Genomic DNA, 26,020 nt, shown 5'->3' with positions numbered 1-26,020 from the left:
ACCAAGCGGACAGGTCGAGCTTGTGTAGAGGTATTGTGGGAAGGATGGTTTAGGTTACAAACCATCCTTGAGGGTTACGAATTGGCCATGTCTCTCAATCACGAAGACTTGTGATCAAGAGACAGGCGAATGCTGGCTATTTTGTTGGTGTTAGCGGGTTAAGCTTTAAGCGGCCTTAGTTTCGGCGGTTTCTTCATCGCTGTGGCGTATGAGGTAATCAAATGCGCCCAGTGAGGCATTTGCACCGCTACCCATGGCGATAATGATTTGCTTGTAAGGTGAGTTAGTCACATCACCTGCGGCAAACACGCCAGGTACTGAGGTTTGGCCGCGCTCATCGACTATGATCTCGCCACGAGGGGTTAAATCAACAGTGCCTTTTAACCATTCCGCATTTGGCACTAGCCCAATCTGCACGAAGATACCCGCAAGTGCGACATGGTGACTCTCGCCAGTGGCTCTGTCTGTGTAGTTCAGGCCATTAACCCGAGTGCCATCGCCTGTCACTTCTGTGGTCATCGCTTGGGTAATGATTTTAATGTTACCCATAGACGCCGCTTTACGTTGCAATACATCGTCGGCACGCAGGGTTTTATCAAATTCCAGCACAGTCACATGTTCTACTATGTTGGCAAGATCGATAGCCGCTTCGATACCTGAGTTACCGCCACCGATCACCGCCACACGCTTGCCTTTAAATAACGGGCCATCGCAATGTGGGCAGTAAGCAACACCTTTGCCGCGATATTCTTTCTCGCCGGGGACGTTCATTTCACGCCAGCGGGCACCAGTGGCTAACAATACGGTACGGCTACGTAATTTAGCCCCGCTTGCCAGTTCAAGTTCGAACAGGCCATCGCTTGCCAGTTTAACGGCTTTTTGGTTATCCATGATATCGACTTCATAGTCACGCACATGGGCTTCAAGGTTTGCCACTAGCTTTGGACCTTCGGTCGCTTTGACCGAAATAAAGTTTTCAATTCCTACCGTTTCAGCCACTTGGCCGCCAAACTTGTCGGCAACAATACCAGTACGAAGGCCTTTACGGGCCGCATAAATAGCTGCCGCTGCGCCGGCTGGGCCGCCGCCAACCACTAAGACTTCGAAGGGCGCTTTTTCATTGATTTCATCGGCCTTGCGGCTTGCTGCATTGGTATCCAGTTTATTTAAAATCTCACCTATGCTGATACGGCCAGCAGCAAACACTTCGCCATTTAAGTAGACAGAAGGCACGGCCATAATGTTGCGGCTCGCCACTTCATCCTGGAACAGGGCACCATCGATCATCACGTTGGTGATATTCGGGTTAATCGCGGCCATCATATTCAGAGCCTGCACTACGTCTGGGCAGTTTTGGCAGGTGAGAGAGACGTAAGTTTCAAAGGCGTATTTGCCCGGCAGATTGCGGATCTGCTCGATAATGTCATCGCTGAGTTTGATTGGGTGTCCACCCGTGTGCAGTAAAGCCAACACGAGTGAGGTAAATTCGTGACCCATAGGCAGACCCGCAAAGCTGATTTGCGTATTAAGCTCTGGGTTAATGACTGTCATCGCCGGGGGGCGTTCGCCCTGAGTTTCTTTCAGGCTCACCAGAGAAGATAGGCTGACGATGTCATTGGCTAAACTTTTTAATTCTTGAGACTTTTTGGTCTCATCTGCAGACACGACAAGTTCAACTGGTCTCTTGAGGTTTTGCAGATAGGTTTGCAGTTGATTTTTCAAATTCGCATCTAACATGTGATGGCTCCAAAATCGCTTAAAAAAGATGAATATACGCGAGGGGTGCCAATCTGACTCTTGCAGGGGGAGAATCAGATTGGCGGGTTGACCTTTAGGCGAGATTAGATTTTGCCAACGAGGTCTAAAGACGGTGCTAATGTTTCGTCACCTGGTTGCCATTTAGCTGGGCAAACTTCACCGTCGTGAGTCGCAACATATTGAGCAGCTTGAATTTTACGAACAAGCTCTTGAGCGCTACGGCCGATGCCTAAATCGTGAACTTCGCTGACCTTGATTTGGCCTTCTGGGTTAATCACAAAAGTACCACGCAGTGCTAAACCGTCTTCTTCAATCATCACGCCGAAGTTACGGCTGATAGTGCCTGTTGGGTCAGCCAGCATTGGGAAGTTGATCTTTTTGATGGTGTCTGACGTGTCATGCCATGCTTTGTGGGTGAAGTGTGTGTCAGTTGATACTGAGTAAACTTCAACGCCCATGCCTTGCAACTTCTCGTAGTGATCAGCCATGTCGCCTAATTCAGTTGGGCAAACAAAGGTAAAATCTGCTGGGTAGAAGAAGACAACTGACCATTTACCTAACAGGTCTTGTTCCGTTACTGGAACGAACTCACCATTGTGATAGGCAGTGGCTTTGAATGGTTTGATTGTGCTGTTGATAATTGATTGAGTCATTTTATGCTTCCATTGAGTTGTGATTGCTTAAGTTCATAACGAGGACATTTGCTTGTGTCCTGTCGATGTGAAGCATATTACCGACTCGCATAAAATTAATATAACGGATAAAAACTATCATCCTAATCGGTTTAATCGAATATTGATGCGATTAGGTCGGACTCAATCGGTTTTTCCACTGCTGCTGCGGGTTTGGTGTGATTAGAATTGGGTCTGGGTTGTAGGCGATGACTTTTCTATAAATGGATTATGCTAAATTTCAGGCATAAAAAAGGGATATCAGTGATATCCCTTTCAGCATAAATTCAGTTAAAACAAGACGCTGAGAACCTAGTTTTTCTTCGGCTGAGTTAACCAAGTGCTGAGTAAGCGCACGCCATAACCTGTGGCCCCCGCAGGTACCACGGCGGTATCGGTGGCGGTTAAGGCATTACCGGCGATATCTAAGTGCGCCCAGGGCTGTTCGCCCGCAAAGCGTTTTAAGAACATGGCCGCAGAGGAAGCGCCCGCGCTGCCTTCTTTACCCGTATTTTTCAGATCCGCGATTGTGGATTTAAGCTCATCTGCATAGGCTTGATCTAAGGGTAGACGCCAGACTTTTTCGCCAACCTGTTGACCCGCATAGGTTAACTGTTGCACTAAAGCCTCTGAGTCGGTAAACAATCCCGCGTACACACTGCCGAGCGCGCCAACTTTGGAGCCCGTTAAGGTCGCGACATCGACAATAATAGAAGGCTTATAGTTTTCTCTGGCGTACCAAAGGCCATCGGCCAGCACTAGGCGGCCTTCGGCATCGGTATTGAGCACTTCAACGGTGAGACCTTGGGCGGTTTTAATTACATCGCCAGGGATCATCGCATGGCCCGAGACCATATTTTCCGCCATGGGCATAATTGCCACTAAGTTCACCGGCGCTTTTTGAATCGCCATGGCTTTTACTGTGCCTAGTACTGTGGCTGCGCCCGCCATATCCGACTTCATCCGTGCGATAGAAGTGCCTGTCGCTTTAATGTTGTAACCGCCTGAGTCGAAGGTAATGCCTTTACCCACCAAGGCGATTGGTGCGTCTTTACTTCCCGGCCAATGGGCAACCACGAGCTTGGGTGGGCGTTCGCTGCCTTTACCCACAGCCGCTAAGGCGCCTAGATGTAAACGTTCGATATCTTTGGCTTCTAATACTGTGACTTTAACGCCGAGGGATTTAAGTTTTCTCGCTTCATTGGCAAAGCTCTCGGGATACATAATGCCAGCGGGGGCATTGGTCAGATCCCGCGCTAAAAACACACCCGCTTCAACCGCTTGCAGATTTTTATGGTGTTTTTGATTAAGGCTTAAATCATCAACACCGATCTGATAGTTTTTCTCGGCGTGATCGTTGGCCTTAAATTGGCTGTAGCGGTAACTGCGTAGCTCAATACCGTGGGCCAATTCTGCCGCAAATAGGGGCGTCGTTAAGCCTTGGGTTAGCACTCGGACTGTGGCTTGCGGCACAGTTTCCAGCTTGGCGGCAATATTACCACCTAGGGTATTGATATCACCTGGGGTTAAATTTTTAGCATCGCCAATACCGACTAAGAGCACTCGCTTCGCATCGATTTCGCTGGGTACTAAAATCTCAAGTATTTCCCCTTGTTTGCCGGAGAAACTGTTATCCGCCGTGGCGAGATTTAGCTGATCTTGGGTCGATTGGGGTAAAACGTCGATCCCATAGGTAGTGGCATCTGCGCTTTGAAAGAGCACTAATGTGTCTGAATTGAGTGAGTTACGAGTGTCAAAACTAAAGGTTTCGGCGTTAGCATTGAGAGAGTTAAGGCACGCCAGAGCCATAACGCTTAACATAAATTGGTGCTTATTTTTCATTGTGACAACTCATATCATAGGAATTTGTGAAGAATAACAAAGCTCAGCCTTAGGGTTAACTAATTTAAGCCATTTGACTGAGATTAATCTTAAATCCAAGGCCCAAAGCGTGTCAGTGACCGCTCAAGGACAAAGTCCAATTGTTGCGATAAAGATTGCGCATTATTTTTCAGTGCCGAAGTGCCTAATAATTGGGGGGATTGGCTGGCAAAAATCACCCAATTGCCACCGCCGGTAAGGCAAGCATTCACATGGGCAAAATGTTGGCCTAGATCGGCTAGTAATTGTCGATTTTGGCTATGCTCTTTCCAGCAGTTCAGCACTAAATAACCGTTCGGTTTAATCAGATGAGTGCATTGCTCAAGGAATACTGGTGCAAGCTGGCCAGTTTCAACTCCCTTAGCTGTGTAGATATCGGCAAATATCACATCGACTTTTTTATGCTCGCCAGTGGCCAAGAAGCTAATGGCATCATCATTGATTAGATTGAGCTTTTTACCCATCGGCAATTGAAAATAACGTTTCGCCAGTTCGATCACCGCGGGCCTAAGCTCGACTGCCGTGAGTTTGATAGCCGCGTCAAAATGGCGCAGGGCATGGATAATCGCACCGCCCCCTAAGCCGAGCACAATCGCACTCTTAGGTTTGCAAAAAAGTAGAACTAATAGCATGGCCTGCACATAAGTGTGCTGGGGAATATGGGGAGCGGCCTTAAGAATTTTACTCTGTTCATCATTATCCCCAAAGGACAGGATCCGTGAGTCGTCGTAGTCGAGCACGCGAATGGGACCAAGTGCATCTTGGGTTTCGTATAACAGGGTAGAATCGGTCATTGTATGTGGTTACTCAGTTTTGTTGTTTCGTTTATTTGCGGCTCTATAACTGCTCGCGCAAAAAAGTTAGAATTCAGACGGTTTCATAAATTGAGTGGCTATTATGACAAATCAAATCCTGCTTGCCTGTATTTATCTTGCAGTGTTTATCTTTTTACAGCGGGCGTTAACCCATTGGGTGAGAAAACTCGCATTAATGAAGCAGGTGAGTGTGGCGCGCACTAGCTTAGTCACTCGTTTTATCTCCTATGTGATGTTTTTTATTACGCTGTCATTGATGGCCGTGTCCCTTGGGTTGGGTTATCAGGATGTGTCGTTATTTGTGTCATCCGCCTTTGCTGTGATGGGCGTGGCATTAGTCGCTCAATGGTCGATATTGAGTAACTTAACCGCAGGCGTGCTGATTTTTTTCGTGTTTCCCTACCGTATCGGTGAACGTATTCGGGTGGTTGATAAGGATGAAGATATCAGCGGGGTGATTATTGAGATAGCCTTATTCCATGTGCTTATTCACCGGGATAATGGCGATACTATTACTTACCCCAATAACCTCATGCTGCAAAAGGCAGTGCTAAAGCTTGCAGATCAGAGTCCACTTGCCGAGCGTAGGGCTGTGCTCGAAGGCAAAAAGAAGTTTGACCCAGAGTAATCGAAGTTGTTTCCGAAAGGCTTTCTTTTGCGAGGCAGTGCATTACCCATAACGGCAAATGCTATATTGTAAAAATGATAAGGGCCACCATAGGAGCAGCCCTTTCTTTTGCGCGCAATGTTATAGCTATCATTGTCTATTTGAGAGTTATAGATAGTTAAGACGTAAATAAACGAGGTTATCGCTCAATAATTTGAGTAACATCGTCTTGCTTGATCATCACTTCACGACCTTCTTCATCTTTATATATATACATGCCAGTATCTTTATCCAGCTTAGGTTTGCTGTCAGTGGTGATCATTTTCCCATCCTTAGTGCTCATAATGTATTGTGAACTGCAGGCTACAAGTCCCAACACACAAGCTAGGATCAATATGGCTTTATTCATCATTTCCCTCACTTAGCCTCATTCTCACCGCGAGAATGCTCAAATAAGCCTAGTTCACTTAGATCCACTTGGGCAAGGTGATGGATGTTTTTGTTTTGCTCAAATTTTATTCGCTATCGCAATGCTTTGTGAAAGAATGCCACCGCCTGTAAATACATTTGCAGTGCGAGTGCGGGGTCAAAGCGTTCACCTTCATCGCGCATAAAGGCGTGCTGGGCATTGACTTCAAGCCAAGTGAAATTACGGTTCAGCGCCATTAATTGCTGGTGGATAAGTACCCTACCTTCGGGTGATACATGGGGATCTTGCTTGCCAAACACTAGCACTAACTCCCCTTGAATATCACCACTGCGGCTCAGTGAATCATTGCCGTAGTTGCAGGGCAAAGTATTGGAATGAATGTCCGTTGGGTAGAGGCAAAATGCTCCGAGAATCGAGGGATTGAGTGCCGCACGGTAGGCTAAGTGGCCACCGATACACACGCCCATGCTGCCTACCTTGCCGCTGCAATAGCTTTGCTGATTGGCAAAATCGATAAGCGCTTGGGTGTCGCTATCGTGGTGTTCTAAGGGTTTAGCAAACTTATCGGCATTGCCTTTATCTTTACCCGGATCATCATATGCCAGTACTGTGCCTATGGGATTGAGTTCATGGAAGATTTCGGGCACCAATACGGCAAAACCATGGCCAGCGAGAATAGTCGCGGCGCGTGCGATGGGCGCAGTTTGCTGAAATATTTCCGAATAGAAGATGATACAAGGAAATTGCCCCTGTGCGTCTGGGCGGTAGATATAAGTGCGCATTAGCCCTGTGGGCGTGGTGATATCCTGAGATTCTTGAGTGACTAGCATATTGAGATCCCTCTGTGAGGCTTCGAAGGTGAAGCCTCACTTTAGCAGTCAGGGATTTATCTGTCAGTTAAAACAGCTCGTTACCCGAAAGCTCGCCCGCACGCAGGGCTTTTAGGTTATTGAGGGTAGTTTTGGCGATGGCGCTCAAGGCTTCTTCGGTGAGGAAGGCTTGATGCCCGGTAAAAATCACATTATGGCAGGCAGATAAACGGCGGAATACATCGTCTTGGATGATTTCATTGGATTTATCTTCAAAGAATAGGCCCTTCTCGTTTTCATATACATCGAGGCCTAATGAACCGATTTGGCCGAGTTTTAAGGCTTCCATTGCATCGAAGGCGTTAAGTAAACCGCCACGGCTGGTGTTGATCACCATCACGCCGGGCTTCATCTTGGCGAAGCTTTCTTTATTGAGTAAGTGATGATTATCGGCGGTTAATGGGCAGTGTAAGCTAATGATATCGCTGTTGGCATAGATAGAATCCAAATCCTGATATTCTACATTTAATGCGACAACCGCTGGGTTGATAAAAGGATCGAAGGCGATGACTTTACAGCCAAAGCCCTGTAATACTTTGATGGTGGCCACGCCGATTTTACCCGTGCCAATCACCCCTACGGTTTTGCCAAACATATTAAAGCCGACCAAACCTTCGAGGGAAAAGTTAGCATCGCGAGTACGTTGATAGGCTTTATGGATTTTACGATTCAGTGTCAACATTAATGCGACAGTATGTTCGGCAACCGACTCGGGAGAATAGGCGGGTACGTTTACAACCTGCATTCCTAAGCGTTTTGCGGCAACTAAATCGACATTGTTAAATCCGGCGCAGCGCATGGCGATAATTTTTGTGCCACCTTTGGCGAGTTCCACTAGGACTTCTTCGCAGAGGGAATCATTCACAAAGGCGCAGATGATGTCATACCCTTCGGCAAGTTTTACCGTCTGCATGCATAGGCGGTAATCGAAATACTCAATTTGCGCACCAAAAGCGACATTGGTACGGTTAAAATATTCAATGTCATACTGTTTTGCGCTAAAAAATCCAATTCTCATTTCAATCACCTACCAAGTCTATTGATTACTGGCAATGAGTGTAAGTGACTCCGGGCTTTTTGTCCTCTGGCAGTGCGCCTACAGTCATTAAAAGAGTGAGCTTTGTCATCAATTGGGCATAAAAAAAGCGAGCCCCTGACGGCTCGCTTATCTGTGTATCTCTGTTGCTTAAGTATAAGCAAGGGTTCTCATAGGTCGTGCTATAGGAACCAAGGGTAAATCCTTTTACCCTGTTCGGTTTACTAGTGATCTTTAGCGTATTTAGCGGCAGAAGCACCGGCAATACGGCCGTAGGTCACGATATCGGAGATAGCGTTGCCACCTAAACGGTTAGCACCGTGAACACCACCAGTCACTTCACCTGCGGCATATAAGCCTTCGATTGGTTTACCGGTTTTTTCGCTCTTCACTTCCGCCTTAGTATCAATCACAACACCACCCATAGTGTGGTGAACGGCTGGTGCGATTTCTAAAGCGTAGAAAGGCCCTGTGGCTAATTCACGTGGTAAGTCAGGGCGTTCAAATTGAGCATCTTTACCTGATTTCACGAAGCCATTGTATGCTGTTACTGTTTTCGCCAGTTCAGCGGCTGGAATATCTAACTGTTTAGCCAGATCTTCAACGGTTTTGCCTTCTTTAACTATGTTCAAGTGCACATAACCTTCGATGGCTTTTAAGCTCTTACGGATTGAGTCATCGAATACGAGGTAAGCACTCTCACCTTTTTGCTGAAGGATTGCCGCAGACGCTTTATCACGGGTGGTGATTTCGTTCATAAAGCGCTTACCATCACGGTTTACCACGATTGCACCGTTACCACGAACAGCTTCGGTGATCATCACACCACCCGCTGGTGAGTAGGTTGGGTGAGCTTGGATGTATTCTAAGTCACGGGTTGCCGCGCCAGCTTGTAGTGCTACGTCTAAGCCATCACCGGTTGCACCTGGGTGGTTAGTCGCTTTAAAGCCCTTTAACTTAGGATCGTATTTAGCGACACGGTCGTTGTTTTTCGCAAAACCACCGGCAGCAATCACAACGGCATCCGCTTTGATCACGTAGTAGCCAGTGTATTCACCTTTTACTAATACGCCGGTAATTTTACCGCTCGCATCTTCAAGAATACGCACTACGCGGCTATTTAAACGGATATCTGCACCGCGTTTAACGGCGTTGTCCCATAGCACTTGTGCTACGTGGGCACCGACACCTGCACCACCCGTTGGACGGTGACTACGGTTCACACTTGCGCCGCCCATACGACCAACGTCGGTCATATCGGCACCCATAGAGGTTAACCAATCGATAGAATCGGAAGAGTTATTCGCTAAGGTTTTAACCAGTTCAGGATCGTTAATATTACGGCCACCTTTCATGGTGTCGTCGATCATGATTTGTTTCTTGTCTTCGATACCTAACTTAGCCTGTGGCTTAGTTTCTGCAGCGTTCATACCGCCAGCAGCTAACTTAGTGTTACCGCCTGGGATAGGTTCTTTTTCAAGTAGTATCACTTTTGCGCCTGCATCACGGGCCGATACTGCGGCTGCAAGTCCAGCGCCACCTGAACCGATAATCACTACATCAGTGGTTTCTTTTACGCCAGCGGCGATGGCTTTATCTTGAGCAGCTTTATCTGCATCGACAGGAACAAACTTACGTTCCCACTTGCCGCCAAATGGCATATCGAAGCCGAAGCTATGGCAAGCATCACAGTAGGTTACGGATTTTTCGTGGCCTTTGTGGCAGCTAGTACAGGCAATCTCACCGATCAAGTGAGACTTATGGGGTGATACTTTATCTTTAGGTGCGGCGGCGGCCATTTCTTTTAAATCGCCGTGGCAGCTAACACATTGGGCATTTTCATGGGTTAGGTTGTCGTTGCTGACGCCACCTTTGTCTGAAACGTGGCAGCTATCGCAGCTACCCATTTCACCGTGAAAATCGGCTAGTACTTCTGGTGCCGCATAGGCTGTACCGGCCATAGCGCCAGAGATCAGCATGGCTAGTGCTGTTTTTTGAATCTTTCTTGTGAACATGATAGTTCCTCCGCCGTACATTCATCTACTTAATAAGGGGTATTTTTTGTGGCGTGATAATTATAATTTACGTGACTCACGCGCTTTAGAGCATTCTCCATCAATAAAGTTAGCACTATCTAAAGAGGTATATGTGTATTTAGGTCACATAACGAATGTTGCCGTATAAATAACATATTAAAAATGTGCCATATGACGGAAAAGATTGGCGAAATTGAGTATAGTCACTTATTGAGTACGGTATAACTTGTGCGAGTTAACATATTTGTTTGGCGGGGACGTAATAATTCAATTATAAATTGATTTAGAGATCAGTAAGTGTATTCCGTTTTTGTATGTGTATGTTTTTATTTGTTTATTTTTATTTGATTAATAATGGGTAACCGTTAAGTATTCTGTATATAATCATTATTTTCCAGAATACTTATCGATTAATTATTATTATTTTTCTAAAATGTTATTGGTATTGTTTTTTAAGGTTAAATTGATGCGCGAAGAGCATATATCGGAAAAACGATTTTGGGTACAGCGACTGAGTAAAACGATACTAAGGGCATTACATATATTGGGTGTCGTCGGCGCTGGAGGTGGGATATTACTGACCGCCGATAAAAGCCTGTGGCTAAATTATTGGTACCTCGCTATGGCCAGCGGCAGCATATTAATGTTGTGGGAAGTTGTGCGGGATTGGCGTTGGCTTATCCAGCTTAAGGGCGTGTTAACCCTAGTAAAATTAGGCTTACTCTGCCTGTTTATCCCTCTGGCAGATTATAAGTCTGAGTTACTCGTGCTGATCATCTTGTTATCCGTGTTGGTGTCCCACGGCCCATCGGCCTTAAGGCATTACTCTATTGTGCACCGCCGACAAATTAACACTAGGAAGGAAATTAAAGGCTGATGGATCATTCAACGCTTTTAGCGCCCGCGGCCATATTGACTCAATTTCCTTGGCCAAGATTGACCGGCTTAAAGGTGTTGGATTTAGCCTGTGGCTCAGGTCGTAATGGCCTGTGGTTTTTAGCGCAGGGGGCGACGGTGACATTTATCGACCAAGATTTGACCCCGCTCTCTTCCCTCAAACATCCTAATGCACATCTATTACAGCGGGATCTTGAAGATGGCAGCGTCGAGGCTTTAGCCACTGAAGCCTTTGATATAGTGCTAGTGTTTAATTATCTGCATCGACCATTAATGCCGCAGATCGCCGCGAGTGTGAAGCCCGGTGGAATTATCGTCTATGAAACTTTTACTTGGCAGCAAGCTGAAATCGGTCGGCCACGAAACCCTGATTTCTTACTCGCTGAAAATGAACTCAAATCAGCATTTGCTAACTGGCAACCTTTGCATTACTTTGAGGGTCTATTGAGCGATCCACTCATGGGACATGCGAGCTTTAAAGCCCAGCTTATCGCCCAAAAATAAGGGATCGCCCGCCAATATTTACCGTCATAGATGCAGAGTTAGAGGTCATTGGATGTTTCCCTATCCAGAGCAGTACCGCATTGCAACGCCACCCTTAACCACTGCGATTATGGTGGGATGGGCGTTGCTGAGTCATAGCCTGTTTGCGGACGCGAGCCCAGTGGCTTTATATCCGCTGCTGGCTCTTTTCCCCTTAGTGATTGGACTGCATCTGTACTTGATATGGTTAGCGAAGGGGATGGGGCGACTCGATCAGTGTTTTTATGCCTTAGTCCATATTCCACTGGCGTTTGTGGTTTGGACCTTCACTATCATGCATGTGAATGGCAACGCATTTTCTTAGTAAATCGCAAAAGCTCCATAAAAAAGCGCCCAATAATAATTGGGCGCTTTTTTATGGAGCTGTGACTTTGGATCAGGCCGTAGTGTTGATATTGTGGCCCGAATTTCCAACAGGCTGTGGCGCTGCAGCGGCAATTAAATCTACCGCGATTTGGCCTTCAGCTTTTTGCTGCTCTTTGGCTAATTGAGCGACCTTAACGCCAACGGCACCATTTTCTAAATTGGGCGTGACAGCTTGGGTATTAAGTGAAATTGACATAACTAACCTCGATAGTAAGCAGGATCCTTTTATCGGCAAGCTCAAGATTTACTTTAGTCGTTAATCTTGAGTTTGCCAATTGTGCGCTTTGTTTACTGATTTGCCTTAGCAGAAAGGAGTTTTCGGCCGAGTACGATTACGGCGGTAATTCCCAGTGATCCTAAGATTAAGCCCAGTGCCAGTGCCACGTTTTGCAGTGCGGTTGGATCAATCACTAAGGCGATACCCATGCCGAACATCATCACCCCCGACATCAGTTTCAGCGCCTGACCTTCCTTCTCGGTCAATTTACGTTTGCCTAGGGTCGCGCTAAAGACAATTACAATAATCGCCAGTGGGATAACATAGACAATATTGTATAAAACCAGATACATATAACGCTCTATGTCCGGTAGATTGTGCATAGACAGCACGCTGGTGTAAATCATTGGGAAGCCTGCGGTGCACAATAGCTCATAGGCATTGGCGAGTATGGCTAATACGGTAGAGCCAAGGATTAAGGCACCTAAACTGCTGGAGTTGGACAGTTTTCCCATACGTTTTATCAGGCTTGTGCGGTTTTCTGCCGACATGGACAGCGTAACTTCACCCTTAGTGAAGAAGTAATCCTTCACATTAATCACCCCTGCGATCAGCGCTAAAATCCCCGCCGCTAGGATGATCATACCGCCATCACTCCCTGCGCCTAACAGCTTAAAGATATTGAGCCAGGCCGTCATAAACAGGAAGTAAATCAAGCCGGAGAAAAACACGAAAATACCGCCAACCAATAGCATGCGTCCACGGCTCTTGGCGTTGACCATAATGGACAATAAAAACAGCAACACGAAGAAGGCGCAGGGATTAAAGGCATCCACACCCGCGAGCACTAAGGTCAACAGCGGTAGAGACATAGTCTCAGGTGTCACCACGCCCACCAATGGTAGCTCAACGGGTTGAACTTCGGCTTGCTCAGTCCCCGCTAAGCTGGTGGCATCACAGGTGCCTTCCCCTGAATCACTGCTACAGGTGCCAAAGAGCGGTGCGTCCGTGGGCGTACTGGCCGTAGTGCTTGCGACGCTTTTTGTTGGCATATCCGCCTGTGCTAACTGTCCACCAAGGGATAAGTAGCAGTTTTTCAAACGATTAACTAGAAACTCGCCTGTAACTGCCTCGCTGGAATAGCCAACAACGGCCTTCTCACAGCTTGCCATAAAGGGAACTGAGCGAGCCTCTGTCGCTGTTTTCGCGGCGATATTTTGCCAAATATCCTGCACACCCGGTGCAGACACCATATGGGATTCGAGTTCTATCCAAGGGTATTTTTGTGGCAAGGAATCGATAAAGGGGTGAGCTTCGGCACAATGTGGGCAGGTTTTAGACCAAAAGAAATAGAGTTTGATCTTAAGTTCACCCTGGGCATTCACATACCACCAAGTGGTATCGGTCGTGCTTGGCGCCTCGACATTGGCCCAGCTCGGGCTAATACAGAGTAGCGCCAACATGAAGGAACAGAGAAAAGCGTATTTCGATAGGTATTTTGTCATAGCGCCTCCCACAAGTGTGGGGTTAATGGTTTAAAACAATTCTTTGACTATTACTCTACTGAATTCAATCCCTTTGATTAAATTTAGCATTAAGAAGTGTTAGTTAACTCGCTATTAGCGCTTTTTTGGGAAGTGAGGCAGGTTTATTTTGAGGGTGTTTAGGGATCCACAACGAAAAAGCACCCACAGGTGCTTTTGGTCTGTTGTTTTACGGCTTAGTTTAACGCTACGCCATTAACGCTTAGCTTCACATCTATATTGTTGCGAGTGGCGTTGGAGTAAGGACACACTTGATGCGCATGGCGCACTAAGGCTTCAGCAGCTTCTTGCGGTAAAGCTAAGCTGACTTCTAAGGCCACCGCTAATGCAAAACCACCCGCCTCATTGGCACCTATGCCAACCACTGCGCTGACGGGTGCTTCGGTAATATCCACTTTGCCGATTTTAGCGACATGTAAAATGGCGTTTGAGAAACAAGCGGCATAACCCGCCGCGAATAACTGCTCAGGGTTAGTCGCAAGTCCGCTGCCGCCCATGGCTTTAGGATAGGCTAGTGCGACATCGAGTAAACCATCATCCGTGCTGACTTGTCCCTGACGTCCCGCTCTTGCCGTTGCTCGTGTTTCATATAGTGTTTTCATACTTATTACCTCAATTGTTTAGGATTAATAGACTTAATTTAGATTGCGCGCAATTCAATTGTGACAAACTATAATTCGATCTTTAGTGTGAATGCAAGTATATTGTGCACAATATATTTAAATTGTCGGATCTTCCTATGTCTAAAATTGAAGTCAATAATGGGGTGTCTGTCTCCGATGAGATTGAAAACCCAAGCTTAGACAATGCCTTATGTTTAGAGCAACAGGTGTGTTTCTCTCTCTACAGTACAGCCAATGCCATGGTGCGAGCCTATCGCCCCCTGTTAGATAAGTTGGATCTTACCTATCCACAATATCTAGTGATGCTGGTGTTATGGGAGGAGCAGGGGATCAGCGTTAAAACCCTAGGGGATAAACTATTCCTCGATTCTGGTACTTTGACCCCGTTACTTAAACGCCTAGAATCTAAGGGGTTAGTCAGCCGTGGTCGCAGTGAGCAGGATGAACGGGTGCGCGTGCTAGCCTTAACGCCTGCAGGGGTCGCCCTTAAATCCCAGGCGAGTGACATTCCCCATTTGATGCGCTGCAAAGTGGGTGGTGAAGTGAATGAGCTTAGAGCATTGAAAGCGATGTGCGATAAGGCGCTTAAACAGTTACATGCTAGCCTTGATTAATGGTTTAAATACCATTTGCTTTAAGGCTAACGTGTTGATATAGTTGAACTTCATGGGCTAGTAGTCGTATTTTAGGGATAGAATGACTCCGATGGATAAGTTAGCAATGCAAGCGTTATTGTGGGTAAATAAGCCATGGCCTCTTTCGATATAGCCATTATTGGCGGCGGGATCAGCGGTGTGGGGATTGCCCAATATGCCGCGGCGGCGGGCTATTCCACTCTTTTAATTGAAAGAGGGGAAATTGGCGGTCAAACCTCGGCTAATTCCAGCAAACTTATCCATGGGGGCCTGCGTTATTTAGAGACAGGGCAAATTAATCTAGTGCGTAAGTCTCTGCTTGAGCGGCGTAATTTACTCAATCTTGCACCGACCTTAGTGAAAGCCGTGCCCTTTTATATTCCGGTTTACGAGAACAGTCAGCGTAGCCCTTGGACGATACGGGCCGGACTAAGCCTATATGCAGTGTTAAGTGAATTCGATCCTCTAGGGCGATTTATTTCAGTGCCAGCGGTCCATTGGCACCGTTTAAAGGGGCTTAAACTTTCGGGATTGAAGGCGGTATTTCAGTATTGGGATGCGCAGACAGACGATAAATTACTGACTCAAGCCGTTGCCCGCAGTGCACAGGCATTAGGGGCTGAGGTTTACGCCGAAGCCGATTTTCTCGGAATGGAGCATCAGTCCCAAGGCTGCGCTGTGAGTTTTCAACATGCAGGTGACGTGCGGCAAGTCGAAGCCAGTCTCGTGATTAATGCGGCTGGGCCTTGGGTGAATGAGGTGATCGCTAAAGTGTCGCCCCCACTGGCGGGGGTTGAACTCGACTGGGTGCAGGGCGCACATTTACTGTTGGATATCCCCGCCCTCAACGGCATCTTGTACTTAGAATCCTGCTTCGATAAACGGGTGATTTTTGTGATGCCCTGGTATGGTCAAACCTTAATAGGCACGACGGAAACGGAGCTGGCATCATTGGATAAACCTCCCGAGGTGACTGAATCCGAGGTTAACTACCTCCTTGGTATTTATCGACATTATTTTCCGCTCTCGCCCGAGATAAATGATCTTAAGGCTAAGATAGTTCAGACCTATTGCGGCGTGCGAGTCTTACCTAAACAGAGCTCCCAAGCCTTCGATCGGCCGCGGGATATTCTTATGCAGACATCGGTTTCCCATCCGCGGCTGCTGAGTCTATATGGCGGAAAACTCACCACCTTTAGGAGTACTTCAACAGAAGTGCTCGAATGGATTGAACAACATCTGGGTAAGCGCCCACCGATTGCCGACGTCGATTCGCTCCCCCTAGGTTGATGGCGCGGTGGCCGTACTTTGAAGTTGTGCCGTTTGGGGCGAGTTCGAGGTGATTTTTCGCCGCAAAAACGCTACAGTATGGCGCTTTTTACTGATCCCTAGGAATTGTCGTGAGTGCTGCCATAGTGAGTGCCAAAAGCCAATGTAGTTATTTTAATGTAGGCCAATGCCAATCTTGCCTTCATATTCAAGTTCCTATGGCGCAGCAAGTGGCGGCTAAAACCCGAGAATTACAGCAACTCCTCGCGCCATTCGTTTCCGATCCCTTAGATATTTTTCAAGCGTCCATCTTTGGTGATGCCAGTGGTTTTCGTAATAAAGCTAAGATGGTGGCCCTGGGGGCGGCCCACGCCCCAGTGCTTGGGATAGTCAGCCCGAGTGGCGAGGCGGTCAGCCTATGTGATTGCCTGTTATATCCCACTGATATGCAAGCGTTACTCCACCGTCTAGAGCGCTTTGTGCAGCAGGCTGGGATCCCGCCTTACCGTGTGGATAAAGCCAAGGGCGAACTTAAATTTATCCTATTGACCCGCAGCCAAGTGCGTGGCGAATATCTGCTGCGCTTCGTGCTGCGTACGCTCGATGCCATCCCACGTATTGAACGTGAGCTGGCCGCATTGTTACTGGAATTTCCACAGATTAAAGTGGTATCGGTCAATATCCAGCCCGTTCATATGGCGATCCTCGAAGGGGATGAAGAGATCTTCTTAACCGAAAATACCCGCCTAGAAGAGCAGTTTAATGATGTCCCCCTGTTTATTCGGCCTAAGAGTTTTTTCCAGACCAACCCGCAAGTGGCGGCGCAGTTATATCAAACCGCCCGTGAGTGGGTGGCCGAGTTTTCACCTCATTCGTTATGGGATCTCTTCTGTGGTGTGGGCGGTTTCGGGCTGCACTGCGCATCCAAAGACATAAAACTCACAGGGATTGAAATCGAAGCTGAAGCGATAGCCTGCGCGCAAATGTCAGCGCACATGATGGGGCTCGAGAACGTGCAATTTATGGCGCTCGATTCCACCGACTTTGCCAAGGGTAAAAGCGCCGCCGATAAGCCGGATTTGATCATTGTGAATCCACCACGGCGTGGCATTGGCGAGGCGCTTTGCCAGTCCCTAAGCGAATTTGCCCCAAAGGCAATCCTGTATTCCAGCTGTAATCCCAAAACCTTAGCTAAAGATCTCGCGCATATTCAAGGCTATCGGTTAACCAAAGTGCAACTGTTCGATTTATTCCCCCACACGGATCATTTCGAGGTCTTGGTCATGTTAGTCAAGGACTGAGTCCTCGGTCTTAAGGTGTTTTTGCGCTTAGGCTGTCATTCCAAATAATACACAGCGATGCGCCGCCGAGTTTCTCCGAGCGGCTGAGTTCAAGTTTGCCGTAGTGCCAAGTGGCGATTTTTTTCACTATATAGAGCCCTAAACCGTAGCCGCTGTTATCGCTTTGCTGGGCATCACGTTCGAAGGCGGTCATCAATTTTTTGCCTTTGCCCTCAAATCCTGGGCCATCGTCTTCGACGCAGAATCGATTTTGTCCCGCCCGCTGTTGAAAACTGACATGGATTTCGTGGCTCGCAAAACGCATGGCATTTTGGATCAGATTCTGGATGGCAATCGTCATAGCGACGGGGTCGAAGTGTGCCTGTTGGCCCTGATGGTAAAACACAATATTGAGTTTTGGCTGATAAATAGCATATTTTTGTGCCATTTTGTCCATAAACCCATCGAGGGAGTGTGAGTCTTGGTTGAGGGCTTCTTCCTTGTGTTCTAAACGGGCAAAGGAAAGATAGTTTGCTGCAAGCTGTTCAATATCATCAATATCTTCAGTTAATCGCTGCGCATAATTAGGGTCAATTTGCGGGCGAATAATCTCCAGTGCAAAGCGCATGCGGGCGAGTGGAGTGCGTACTTCATGGGAAATAGTGCGGGACAGCTCTTTGTGCATTTGGACAAAATCCACAATTTGATGGCTGACACTGCTAAATACCTTAGCTAAGGGGTAAATTGCCGAGTGCCTGTGGGTTTGCATTGGGAGTTTTTGTGGCGATTTTCCAAAGTGAATGGCGGCTTGTTGTAAATGGTGTAGATCCCGAAATACGGGCCAGATTAACCACAGGGCCACTAGGCTCAACGATGAATAAAAACCAAGTAAAATCAAACTGGTATTTGTTTCCTTCGGTGGAGGTGTCACCACGGGGCCAAGGACGAGAATATGGGATTTATCTTTATCTAGGTGGTAGTAATAGAGCTCGTCACCACTGTGGCGTAGGGCAAGGGTTTCTCCCAGTAATAGCAAGGTTTGCAAGTTGTCTGGCAGGGAGAGTGAATCCCTAGCGACCCTTTTGATATTGGTGGGTTTTTGTTCATCATAGGTTTGTAATAGGTCGTCAACGTCAATTTGATAGCTGTATTTGTCATCGGCAAAATGTTCGGCCAGCTCGCCAAAGCTCCAGATCACTAATCCGCAGGACAGCAGTAAAAAAGCAAACAGGCGATAGAACTGAAATTTCATAGCTGTTACATCCGACGCTGTGGCGGTAAATAGTTAAATAAATATCCCTTTCCGTGGATGGTGGTAATGGCTAATCCTGGAACATTGAGCTCATCTAAACGTTTCCGTAACCGGCTGATTTTAAGATCTATAGCCCTGTCTAAGCCGTCATATTCACGGCCAACATATTGTTCGAATAAAAACTCCCGTGAGAGCACTTTGCCCGCATAGAGGACGAATATCCACAATAGGGAAAACTCCTTAGTGGTGAATGAGATCACTTCATCCCCTAGGTTAACCTGCTGCAGATTGGGGTTTAATTCTAGGTCGTGCAGCCTGAGTGAGTCTCGGGTGGTTTTAGGTTGCTGTTTTCTCAAGCTGGCTTTGATCCGCGCGAGGAGAAGTGGCGGCACAACGGGTTTAAGCAGATAGTCGCAGGCGCCTAAATCTAAGCCTCTAATTTGATCTAAGTGACTATCGAGGGCGGTGAGAAAAATAATGGGGCAGGGATAACTGGCTGCAAGCTGTGGGTATAGGCTAAAACCATCCTGCCCAGGCAGCATCACATCGCAAAGGATTAAGTCAAAATCATCAGTATCTTGCCGTAACAAAGCATCCTCGGCGTTATCGAGGTGAACAAGGTGAAATCCCTGTTGTTCTAGATAAGTGCAAACGAGCTCCGCGAGGGGAAGGTCGTCTTCGATAAGCAAAAGTTGGGACTGAGAATCTGTCATCCGCGTGCCTGTCATAGTAAGTTCCAATTAAGTCCTCGACGCCTTCTCGTATTAGCGGGTTCAAATTTTGCCACTTTCACTAGGCCCGAAGTAATAACATTGTTTTTGGGATCCCTAAGTTCGAATAAGGTATCGTCGGCTAAGGTCAATTGTACTTGGTACTTAAAATGGATCTGGTTTTCAAAACAAGTGAGTGGTATGGGATGTTTTGCCACCCAAATACAGAGGGATTTTGGTGTATCGGATTGATACTCAATGAGTAAGTCTAAGCGGCAGGCGGGCTTTTCTGCCGTTACCGCGCAGGTATCTGGGGTTAACGTGAGTTCATCGGCCTGTGCCAAGGGGCTTATCAGGGCTGAAATGATAAGGCTAAAGCAAGCGAGCCATAGAATGCAGCGGGAATACCGTTTAAAAGCCATAGCTAATCCCAACAAATCCAGAGATATAGCCATCTTTGTCGATCATAATGCTATCGGTTATACCTTGCCCCAACCAAGTGTATTCAAAAATACCAACAAAATTGACATTCTCCCCTAGGGGGACATTGATTACGGCTTTGGCATAGTAGTTAAACGTGGCCGAAGGATAATAGCGGGGATAAATGGGCCCTCTTTCTTCGGGGGTTAATTGGTAATAATAGTTAAGAATATTCTGACTCTTACGGACAGTTCCCCCCTGAAACCCTAATACGCCCCATGGGTATTCAAAGCTACGCTTTAGGCGTAGTTGGATTTCATTTCCTTGATGTACCCCACTGATATCATGGAAGTAACCTAAGCTGATGTCGGCAAATGGCGTTAACCAAGTGGCATTGAGCCCTCCAAGGTAGGAAATATTACGTTCAATCTCATCGGTTTTGGGCTGTTTAGCGTTAGTGGGGTTTCTGATGGGGTTGAAGCCTAAAAGATCGTTCATAAAGAGCCTATTGAGCCCATCGAACTCGAAGAAAATGCCGTCTTCATTGAGCTGTGTCTGTATATCGAGCAGCAGACTATCGGATTCATGCAGGCTGTACCCTAAGGTAAAGTTTTCTGCATAAAACCGCTCACCGTAGTAAGACCAAGTTGGTAATACATAGGTTTCAATCGATTTTGCGTGGGCGCGGGGATTTTCTAAACCACCATAACCTAGTGCTAACGCAGCGTGGAATTCGCCAGTTGTGATCATTTCTGAATGTTTCGGTTCGGCAACGGCGAGCGGGGGAAATAGCGTTGAAAGGAAAACAATACTGCAAAAAAAGTACTTCATGGAAAGCATCATACATCCGAGTAATGGGATTATTTGAATCTAAACCAATCGCAGGTTAAAAGTCTGTAAAAACTTAACAAGTGTACAAAATGATACATCAAAGCGCTGTCCGACTCTGTTAACAGAATGTTTAGATGTTAAGGCGGATGTGAATATCTATTCAATATTCCACCCCGCCACAATAAATATAATAAGGAGTAAGGACTGTGAAGATAAGACTGATCACGAGTGCCATCGCCGTTGCACTCTATGGTGCGAGTAGTTTAAGCGCTGCAACGGCTATAGGCACTGAACTTAGAAACCCAATCAATAAGTTACAGGCTCCAAATGTAACAATTGAGCAACTAAAAAAATTAAAACAAGCGACCAAGTCATCGAATAGTATGCTGCAGGATGACGGCCTCAATGTGCAAATTAACCGTCAAGAGTCAAAATTTACCCGTGAGGAAGGCCTCAGCGGTGAGCAGGTTTATATCGTTCGCCTGCATGAAAAGTCACTGGTAAATGCGGCAGTATCTGGGGAGTTTACGCATCAGGCCTCGACTAAGCATGCCAAGCTCTTTGTTGCGGGAAAGGCAGTTTCAAATCAAGTCGATAACTATAAAAGACAACTGCTTAACCGCCAGAATGATGTCCTAAATTCTATCACCGCATTAACGGGATTAACTGAGCTTCGTCGCCAATATACTAATGCAATCAATGGGTTTTCAATCAAAATGACCCAAGAGCAGGCCGAAGCCGTCTCAAAACTCGGTAATGTGGCCTCAGTGCAACGCTCTAAAACCTATGAGTTGTTTACCGATGCGGGCCCTGAGCTTATCCAAGCAGATAAAATCTGGACAGGAGAAGTCACAGCGTCAGTTCCCTATAAGGGGGAAGGCATCATCATGGGGATTGTCGACACTGGGGTGAATACCGATCATCCTTCTTTTGCTGATATCGGTGGTGACGGTTACGATCACACCAATCCCTGGGGTGCCGGTAAATATGTGGGCGATTGTACTAAGGCAGGCTTCGATACGCTATGCAATGACAAGCTGATTGGTGTTCGCAGCTATCCGGTGATCACTGATACTTTCACTTCGGGTGAACTGGGAGCGACTCGTCCTGCAATTGGTGAGGATTATCAAGGTCACGGTTCTCATACTGCCTCGACGGCGGCGGGTAACGTATTAAAAAATGTTGATTTCTCTGTACCTCAATCGGGTGCTAGCGCCGATGGCGAAGTGGTTAAGGCAGGGCTTTTCCCGCAGATCAGTGGTGTTGCCCCCCATGCCAATATCATCTCCTACCAGGTCTGTTATCCGGATAACGATATTTATCCCGGTTGTCCGGGTGAGGCACTGATCGCAGGGATTGAAGATGCCATTAGTGATGGGGTCGATGTGATTAACTTCTCTATTGGTGGCCAAGATTCCCACCCTTGGAGTGACGATGTTGAACTGGCATTTTTAGCGGCCCGTGAGGCCGGTATTTCGGTTGCCGCCGCCGCGGGGAATTCAGGTCAAGCGGGGGGATATGAAGAGTATTTTGGTGCCATTGATCATGCGTCACCTTGGCTACTGAACGTTGCCGCATCAACCCATGCCCGTGAGGTTGTGGTCGAAACTAAATTGACAGATCCAACTGGTGGCAGCGAAGCGCCTAAATGGACAGAGATTGTCGGTGGCGCCATTAACCAAGAAACTGTCACTGGGGTTGTCGTTAAGGCGGCTGACTACGGCAATGAGTATTGTGGAGAGCCTTTTGCCGCGGGTATTTTCGATAGCATCACTGATGCCGATGGCAATCCAGCCGATGTGATAGTGGTTTGTAAGCGTAACAGCCTGAGCGATTCCAATGGTATTGCCCGTACGGTTAAAGCCGATAATGTCAAAGCCGCGGGTGGCGATGGCATGATTATGTACAACTATGCCAACGGCGATGCCATTGTCGGCACTGCGGCTTATTCTATCCCGAGTGTGCATATCACTAAGGAAGAATGGGATGGCCGCTACGATAACGGCATGTCAGGTTATGGCCTTAGCGATTGGTTAGCTAAGGGGAAAAATCATGTGCTGACCATAGGTAATACGCGCATTGAACGTGAGATACACCCAGAAAATGCCGACTGGCTCGCCGCGTTTTCGTCCCGTGGCCCAAGCCCATCGACGCCCGAAGCGCTTATTCCTGCCGTGGCAGCCCCTGGGGTCGATATTTATGCCGCTTACTCAGATGAGCATCCGTTCTCCTCGGCACCCGCTTCCGGCGATTTTGCCTTCCTAAGCGGTACTTCGATGGCATCCCCCCATGCGGCAGGCTCTATGGCATTGTTACGCCAAGCTCATCCCGATTGGAGTGCGGCAGAGATTCAGTCTGCGCTGACAATGACGGCAGACAATGTCGTTAAATATCGTCGTTTGAACAAAGCCAAAGGTGAAGAGGGTTTAGCCTCAACCTATCGCGCTGGTACTGGGCGTATCAATGTGGCCAATGCGGTAAAAGCGGGTCTGATTATGGACGAAACCGCTGCCAACTTTAAAGCTGCCGATCCGAAAAATGGCGGCGCCGTGCATAAGCTTAATATTCCGCAATTAGTCAACTTTAGTTGCAAACCAACATGTCAGTGGGTGCGTACCGTTAAAGCGACTAAAGCGGGGTCATGGAAAGTTAGCCATGATGAGGTCGTTAACTGGGCAATGGATATGCATAACCAGGCCGCTCAGAATGGGGTGACTATCAAGGTAACCCCAGAGGAATTTACCTTAGCGGCTGGCGAAACCCAAACACTGATGATTGAGGCATCCATCATGGATACTCAAGATTGGTTTAGTAATGCCGAAGTTGAGCTGCACTCGAATCTCATTCTGACCGAGACCACAGGCACTAGCCCTGAAGCCCATTGGCCTGTTGTCTTTAAATACGATATGAACAATATGCCCGGACGTCTGCAGGCGACAGCCCACAGGAATGAAGGTAATTATGTGTTTAAAGGTATCGCAATACCGGCCACTGAAACGCCAGTTGGTCGAGTATTTGAACCCGTTAAGGCCGAGGTTAAAACCTTCACGCTTCCAAGCGATGACGATAACTACTTCCCTTGGGTGACCGATCTCGATTCGAGCGTTTCACCGGACAAACGGTTAGATGAAGCGACTCATAGTATCACTATAGAGGTTCCTGCTAATGCTAAGCGTTTGATTGTTGAGTTATTGGCTACTACAGAGTCCCCGCTAGAAGGCACTTTAGATAAGGGAAATCCGCTGGTTTATGTTGGTAAGGATTACAATGGCAATGGTAAGCCAGATATAGATGAAGAGATATTGTGTCTGTCGAGTCATATTCTGCTCGGCAACTTCTGTAATATCAACAACCCCGAACAAGGGACCTACTGGGCGGTATTCTATAACCCGAAAAACTGGTCATCTTTGGGCGTCGTAAATGAAACCTTCGAATATGCGGCCGCAGTGGTAACAGACACAGTGGCGAGCGATCTCCAGGTGGTAGTGCCGAGTACCGATGGAACTAAACCTGTAGACGTGACATTGAGCTGGAACCGTCCTGATATGGTGAAGGGGGATATTTACTACTCGTTAATGGATTTTGGTACCTCAGAAGTGAATGCTGGCAATATAGGCAAAGCGGCCTTAAAGCTAGTGCGTGGTAATGACGATGTATCCCTAGACGTACCGCAAACTGCGGCGGTCAAAGGAGATAAAATCCCCTTTACCTTTGAAGTGTTACCCAACCAAAGTGGCGTCGATCGTCAGTTTACCCTATCGGCACAGATCCCAGAGGGATTGAAGTTGAAGGAAGAAGATGTACTGACCTCTAGCCAGAGCATCGTCAGCAGCATCAAGATCGAAGGGAATACGCTGACAATATCCGGGACTCAGCCCGATACAGGTTCGTTAACGCCTGACTATAAGGTCACAACGAATATCAGCGATGCCCAATGTCGTACTCCTGATTTTGGTAACACCAATCCAGGTGCTTATGTGGACCTAAAGGCATTTGGCATTAGTCCTCTGTTTGGTGGCTTTGCATCCGTTGAATACGATGAAAATGGTATAGCGATAGATGGCAGTGATAACGATATCCTCACTCGCCAAGGTATAGTTGTGCCCATTTCTTCTATGTTCAACGGTGCTTACGATAGCTTCCATCTCTATAACAATAACGAGGAACTTAATACAAATCGCCAAAATGCGTTGGAGTTGAGGGGGAACGGTATTATTACCCTTTGGGAGCAACCGTTTTTCTTCCCATTCCATTTTGGCTTCCCTTACGAGAGCTTCCCATACGAGTCTATTGGTATGTTATGGCGCGGGGCATCTTTCACTGCCAGTCGAGATATTATGAGTGTACCGCTTGATTTCGATTATTTCGATCCATCGGGTATTTCTCTGGCGAGCACGACTTCTGGATGGGGAATAGTTGAGTACGATAACGCCCGTTCCTATGGTTACCTAGGACGTGATGCTAACCGTGTCTACCAATGGGAAGAAAAGGATGATCGTTTCGATTTTGAATTGATCTTCAACGTGAACACCCGCTTTGGTGACAACGAGCATGAGATGTACATGGTCTACAATAATATCGACTTTGGCTCACAGGATGGTCGTGGCGCTATCGGTCTACAGGGCTTTAAAGGCCAAGTGTCTAGCTTTGGTCCTATTCAGGGTTACCTCGCTGAAAGTTATGCCTTTGATGATTTAAAGGACAAACTCAGCAATGGTCTGGTCATTTGTTATGACTATGTCGGCCCAGAGTCTTCGCAGTTTGAAGTGACAGCTTGGACAACCGTTGACGCCAGTGCTACGGGTAAAGCCTTAGCATTTAAGGCAGTGAGCCAAGTTGAAGGCATGGCCGATATTGAGATGAGCCATACCATCACAGTGCCTTCAAACATTAGTTTGGGTAAGATTGCCGATCAGAGAATTGCCGAAAATACCCGCCTCGAAGACTTAGTCGTTTACTACGCAGATGAAGAAAACAGCGTGAACACTATCAGTGTCACCGGTGAAAATATCTCTGCCGTCGTCAATGGCCATACTTCAGGTTCAACTGTCACTATTACCCCTAAGGCCGATTTCCACGGTGCGGTAGAAGTGACATTGACAGTGAGCGATGTTGAAAACCCGGCGGATGCTGCCTCAACTCGCTTTATGTTGAATGTTGAATCAGACGGGGTTGAACCGCAGCCACCGGTTGTAACACCACAGCCAGAGGAGACTCATAAAGACAGCGGTGGGGCCCTAGGTGGCTTAGCCATGCTGCTCGCATTGGGGGCCATGATTAGAAGAAAAACTCACTAATCATAGTGTTAACTTCCTAGTCAATTGATATTG

At 47.2% G+C, this 26,020-nt stretch carries 23 protein-coding genes; 8 read left to right on the top strand and 15 right to left on the bottom strand.

Annotation, left to right across the window (positions count from 1 at the left end):
• Window positions 1-165 precede the first annotated feature (165 nt).
• From ahpF to MJO46_RS08120, 4 genes are all read right to left on the bottom strand, one after another.
• Window positions 166-1,737, bottom strand: coding sequence for an alkyl hydroperoxide reductase subunit F (gene ahpF / locus MJO46_RS08135; RefSeq protein ID WP_253988891.1), 1,572 nt, complete (start codon window positions 1,735-1,737; stop codon window positions 166-168).
• Window positions 1,738-1,841: 104 nt separating this feature from the next.
• Window positions 1,842-2,411: an alkyl hydroperoxide reductase subunit C gene (ahpC, locus tag MJO46_RS08130; protein WP_253988890.1), complete on the bottom strand. Its 570-nt coding sequence runs from the start codon at window positions 2,409-2,411 to the stop codon at window positions 1,842-1,844.
• Window positions 2,412-2,741: 330 nt separating this feature from the next.
• Window positions 2,742-4,271, bottom strand: a complete 1,530-nt coding sequence (locus MJO46_RS08125) for a leucyl aminopeptidase (protein WP_253988889.1) — start codon at window positions 4,269-4,271, stop codon at window positions 2,742-2,744.
• A gap of 89 nt (window positions 4,272-4,360) precedes the next feature.
• A complete protein-coding gene (locus MJO46_RS08120) occupies window positions 4,361-5,104 on the bottom strand; it encodes a spermidine synthase (protein ID WP_253988888.1) in 744 nt (247 codons plus the stop codon).
• A 103-nt stretch (window positions 5,105-5,207) separates the two neighbouring features.
• On the opposite strand from MJO46_RS08120, the gene MJO46_RS08115 reads away from it, so the two are divergent.
• Window positions 5,208-5,753: a mechanosensitive ion channel family protein gene (locus tag MJO46_RS08115; protein ID WP_253988887.1), complete on the top strand. Its 546-nt coding sequence runs from the start codon at window positions 5,208-5,210 to the stop codon at window positions 5,751-5,753.
• Window positions 5,754-5,931: 178 nt separating this feature from the next.
• Here the strand turns inward: MJO46_RS08115 and MJO46_RS08110 are convergent, their stop codons facing one another.
• The 4 genes from MJO46_RS08110 to fccA all read right to left on the bottom strand — a co-directional run bounded on the left by MJO46_RS08110 (window position 5,932) and on the right by fccA (window position 10,082).
• A complete protein-coding gene (locus MJO46_RS08110; protein WP_253988895.1) occupies window positions 5,932-6,141 on the bottom strand; it encodes a YgdI/YgdR family lipoprotein in 210 nt (69 codons plus the stop codon).
• A 113-nt stretch (window positions 6,142-6,254) separates the two neighbouring features.
• Window positions 6,255-6,992, bottom strand: a complete 738-nt coding sequence (locus MJO46_RS08105) for a dienelactone hydrolase family protein (RefSeq protein WP_253988886.1) — start codon at window positions 6,990-6,992, stop codon at window positions 6,255-6,257.
• Window positions 6,993-7,059: 67 nt separating this feature from the next.
• Window positions 7,060-8,049: a 2-hydroxyacid dehydrogenase gene (locus tag MJO46_RS08100; RefSeq protein ID WP_253988885.1), complete on the bottom strand. Its 990-nt coding sequence runs from the start codon at window positions 8,047-8,049 to the stop codon at window positions 7,060-7,062.
• Between the two features lie 242 nt (window positions 8,050-8,291).
• Window positions 8,292-10,082, bottom strand: a complete 1,791-nt coding sequence (gene fccA, locus MJO46_RS08095) for a fumarate reductase flavoprotein subunit FccA (protein WP_253988884.1) — start codon at window positions 10,080-10,082, stop codon at window positions 8,292-8,294.
• Between the two features lie 487 nt (window positions 10,083-10,569).
• Here fccA and MJO46_RS08090 point away from each other — a divergent pair, with 487 nt between their 5' ends.
• Genes MJO46_RS08090 through MJO46_RS08080 form a run of 3 tightly spaced genes read left to right on the top strand, consistent with a single transcriptional unit; the run spans window position 10,570 to window position 11,847 of the window.
• Window positions 10,570-10,980, top strand: a complete 411-nt coding sequence (locus MJO46_RS08090; protein WP_253988883.1) for a hypothetical protein — start codon at window positions 10,570-10,572, stop codon at window positions 10,978-10,980.
• Window positions 10,980-11,504, top strand: a complete 525-nt coding sequence (locus MJO46_RS08085) for a bifunctional 2-polyprenyl-6-hydroxyphenol methylase/3-demethylubiquinol 3-O-methyltransferase UbiG (protein WP_253988882.1) — start codon at window positions 10,980-10,982, stop codon at window positions 11,502-11,504. Before MJO46_RS08090 ends, MJO46_RS08085 begins: the two co-directional genes overlap by 1 nt.
• Before the next feature lie 52 nt (window positions 11,505-11,556).
• Complete coding sequence (locus tag MJO46_RS08080; protein WP_007645132.1) at window positions 11,557-11,847, top strand: hypothetical protein; 291 nt, start codon at window positions 11,557-11,559, stop codon at window positions 11,845-11,847.
• 72 nt (window positions 11,848-11,919) lie between these two features.
• On the opposite strand, the gene MJO46_RS08075 is transcribed toward MJO46_RS08080, so the two are convergent.
• From MJO46_RS08075 to MJO46_RS08065, 3 genes are all read right to left on the bottom strand, one after another.
• Complete coding sequence (locus MJO46_RS08075; RefSeq protein WP_253988881.1) at window positions 11,920-12,105, bottom strand: cytoplasmic protein; 186 nt, start codon at window positions 12,103-12,105, stop codon at window positions 11,920-11,922.
• A gap of 92 nt (window positions 12,106-12,197) precedes the next feature.
• Window positions 12,198-13,631, bottom strand: coding sequence for a cytochrome C biosynthesis protein (locus tag MJO46_RS08070; RefSeq protein ID WP_253988880.1), 1,434 nt, complete (start codon window positions 13,629-13,631; stop codon window positions 12,198-12,200).
• Window positions 13,632-13,846: 215 nt separating this feature from the next.
• Window positions 13,847-14,272, bottom strand: a complete 426-nt coding sequence (locus MJO46_RS08065) for an organic hydroperoxide resistance protein (protein ID WP_253988879.1) — start codon at window positions 14,270-14,272, stop codon at window positions 13,847-13,849.
• Window positions 14,273-14,409: 137 nt separating this feature from the next.
• On the opposite strand from MJO46_RS08065, the gene MJO46_RS08060 reads away from it, so the two are divergent.
• The 3 genes from MJO46_RS08060 to rlmC all read left to right on the top strand — a co-directional run bounded on the left by MJO46_RS08060 (window position 14,410) and on the right by rlmC (window position 17,498).
• Window positions 14,410-14,907: a MarR family winged helix-turn-helix transcriptional regulator gene (locus MJO46_RS08060; protein WP_253988878.1), complete on the top strand. Its 498-nt coding sequence runs from the start codon at window positions 14,410-14,412 to the stop codon at window positions 14,905-14,907.
• 135 nt (window positions 14,908-15,042) lie between these two features.
• On the top strand, window positions 15,043-16,218 hold the full coding sequence (locus MJO46_RS08055) for a glycerol-3-phosphate dehydrogenase/oxidase (protein ID WP_253988877.1): 1,176 nt from the start codon (window positions 15,043-15,045) through the stop codon (window positions 16,216-16,218).
• A gap of 110 nt (window positions 16,219-16,328) precedes the next feature.
• Window positions 16,329-17,498: a 23S rRNA (uracil(747)-C(5))-methyltransferase RlmC gene (gene rlmC / locus MJO46_RS08050; RefSeq protein WP_253988876.1), complete on the top strand. Its 1,170-nt coding sequence runs from the start codon at window positions 16,329-16,331 to the stop codon at window positions 17,496-17,498.
• Window positions 17,499-17,508: 10 nt separating this feature from the next.
• Here the strand turns inward: rlmC and MJO46_RS08045 are convergent, their stop codons facing one another.
• From MJO46_RS08045 to MJO46_RS08030, 4 genes are read right to left on the bottom strand one after another with little or no spacing between them, the layout of a single operon-like run.
• Window positions 17,509-18,729: a sensor histidine kinase KdpD gene (locus MJO46_RS08045; RefSeq protein WP_253988875.1), complete on the bottom strand. Its 1,221-nt coding sequence runs from the start codon at window positions 18,727-18,729 to the stop codon at window positions 17,509-17,511.
• A 5-nt stretch (window positions 18,730-18,734) separates the two neighbouring features.
• Window positions 18,735-19,442: a response regulator transcription factor gene (locus MJO46_RS08040; RefSeq protein ID WP_253988874.1), complete on the bottom strand. Its 708-nt coding sequence runs from the start codon at window positions 19,440-19,442 to the stop codon at window positions 18,735-18,737.
• A gap of 11 nt (window positions 19,443-19,453) precedes the next feature.
• Window positions 19,454-19,861, bottom strand: coding sequence for a DUF3019 domain-containing protein (locus MJO46_RS08035; RefSeq protein WP_253988873.1), 408 nt, complete (start codon window positions 19,859-19,861; stop codon window positions 19,454-19,456).
• Complete coding sequence (locus MJO46_RS08030) at window positions 19,851-20,690, bottom strand: MipA/OmpV family protein (RefSeq protein ID WP_253988872.1); 840 nt, start codon at window positions 20,688-20,690, stop codon at window positions 19,851-19,853. The genes MJO46_RS08035 and MJO46_RS08030 overlap by 11 nt, the downstream gene beginning before the upstream one ends.
• Window positions 20,691-20,896: 206 nt before the next feature.
• Between MJO46_RS08030 and MJO46_RS08025 the strand changes: the two genes are divergently transcribed.
• The gene (locus tag MJO46_RS08025) at window positions 20,897-25,987 is read left to right on the top strand and encodes a S8 family serine peptidase (RefSeq protein ID WP_253988871.1); all 5,091 of its coding nucleotides are present in this window, start codon (window positions 20,897-20,899) and stop codon (window positions 25,985-25,987) included.
• The last annotated feature ends 33 nt before the right edge of the window (window positions 25,988-26,020 follow it).

The organism is Shewanella sp. KJ2020, assembly GCF_024197625.1.
Lineage (GTDB): Bacteria > Pseudomonadota > Gammaproteobacteria > Enterobacterales > Shewanellaceae > Shewanella.
This window is presented reverse-complemented; position numbering and strand designations above follow the sequence as displayed.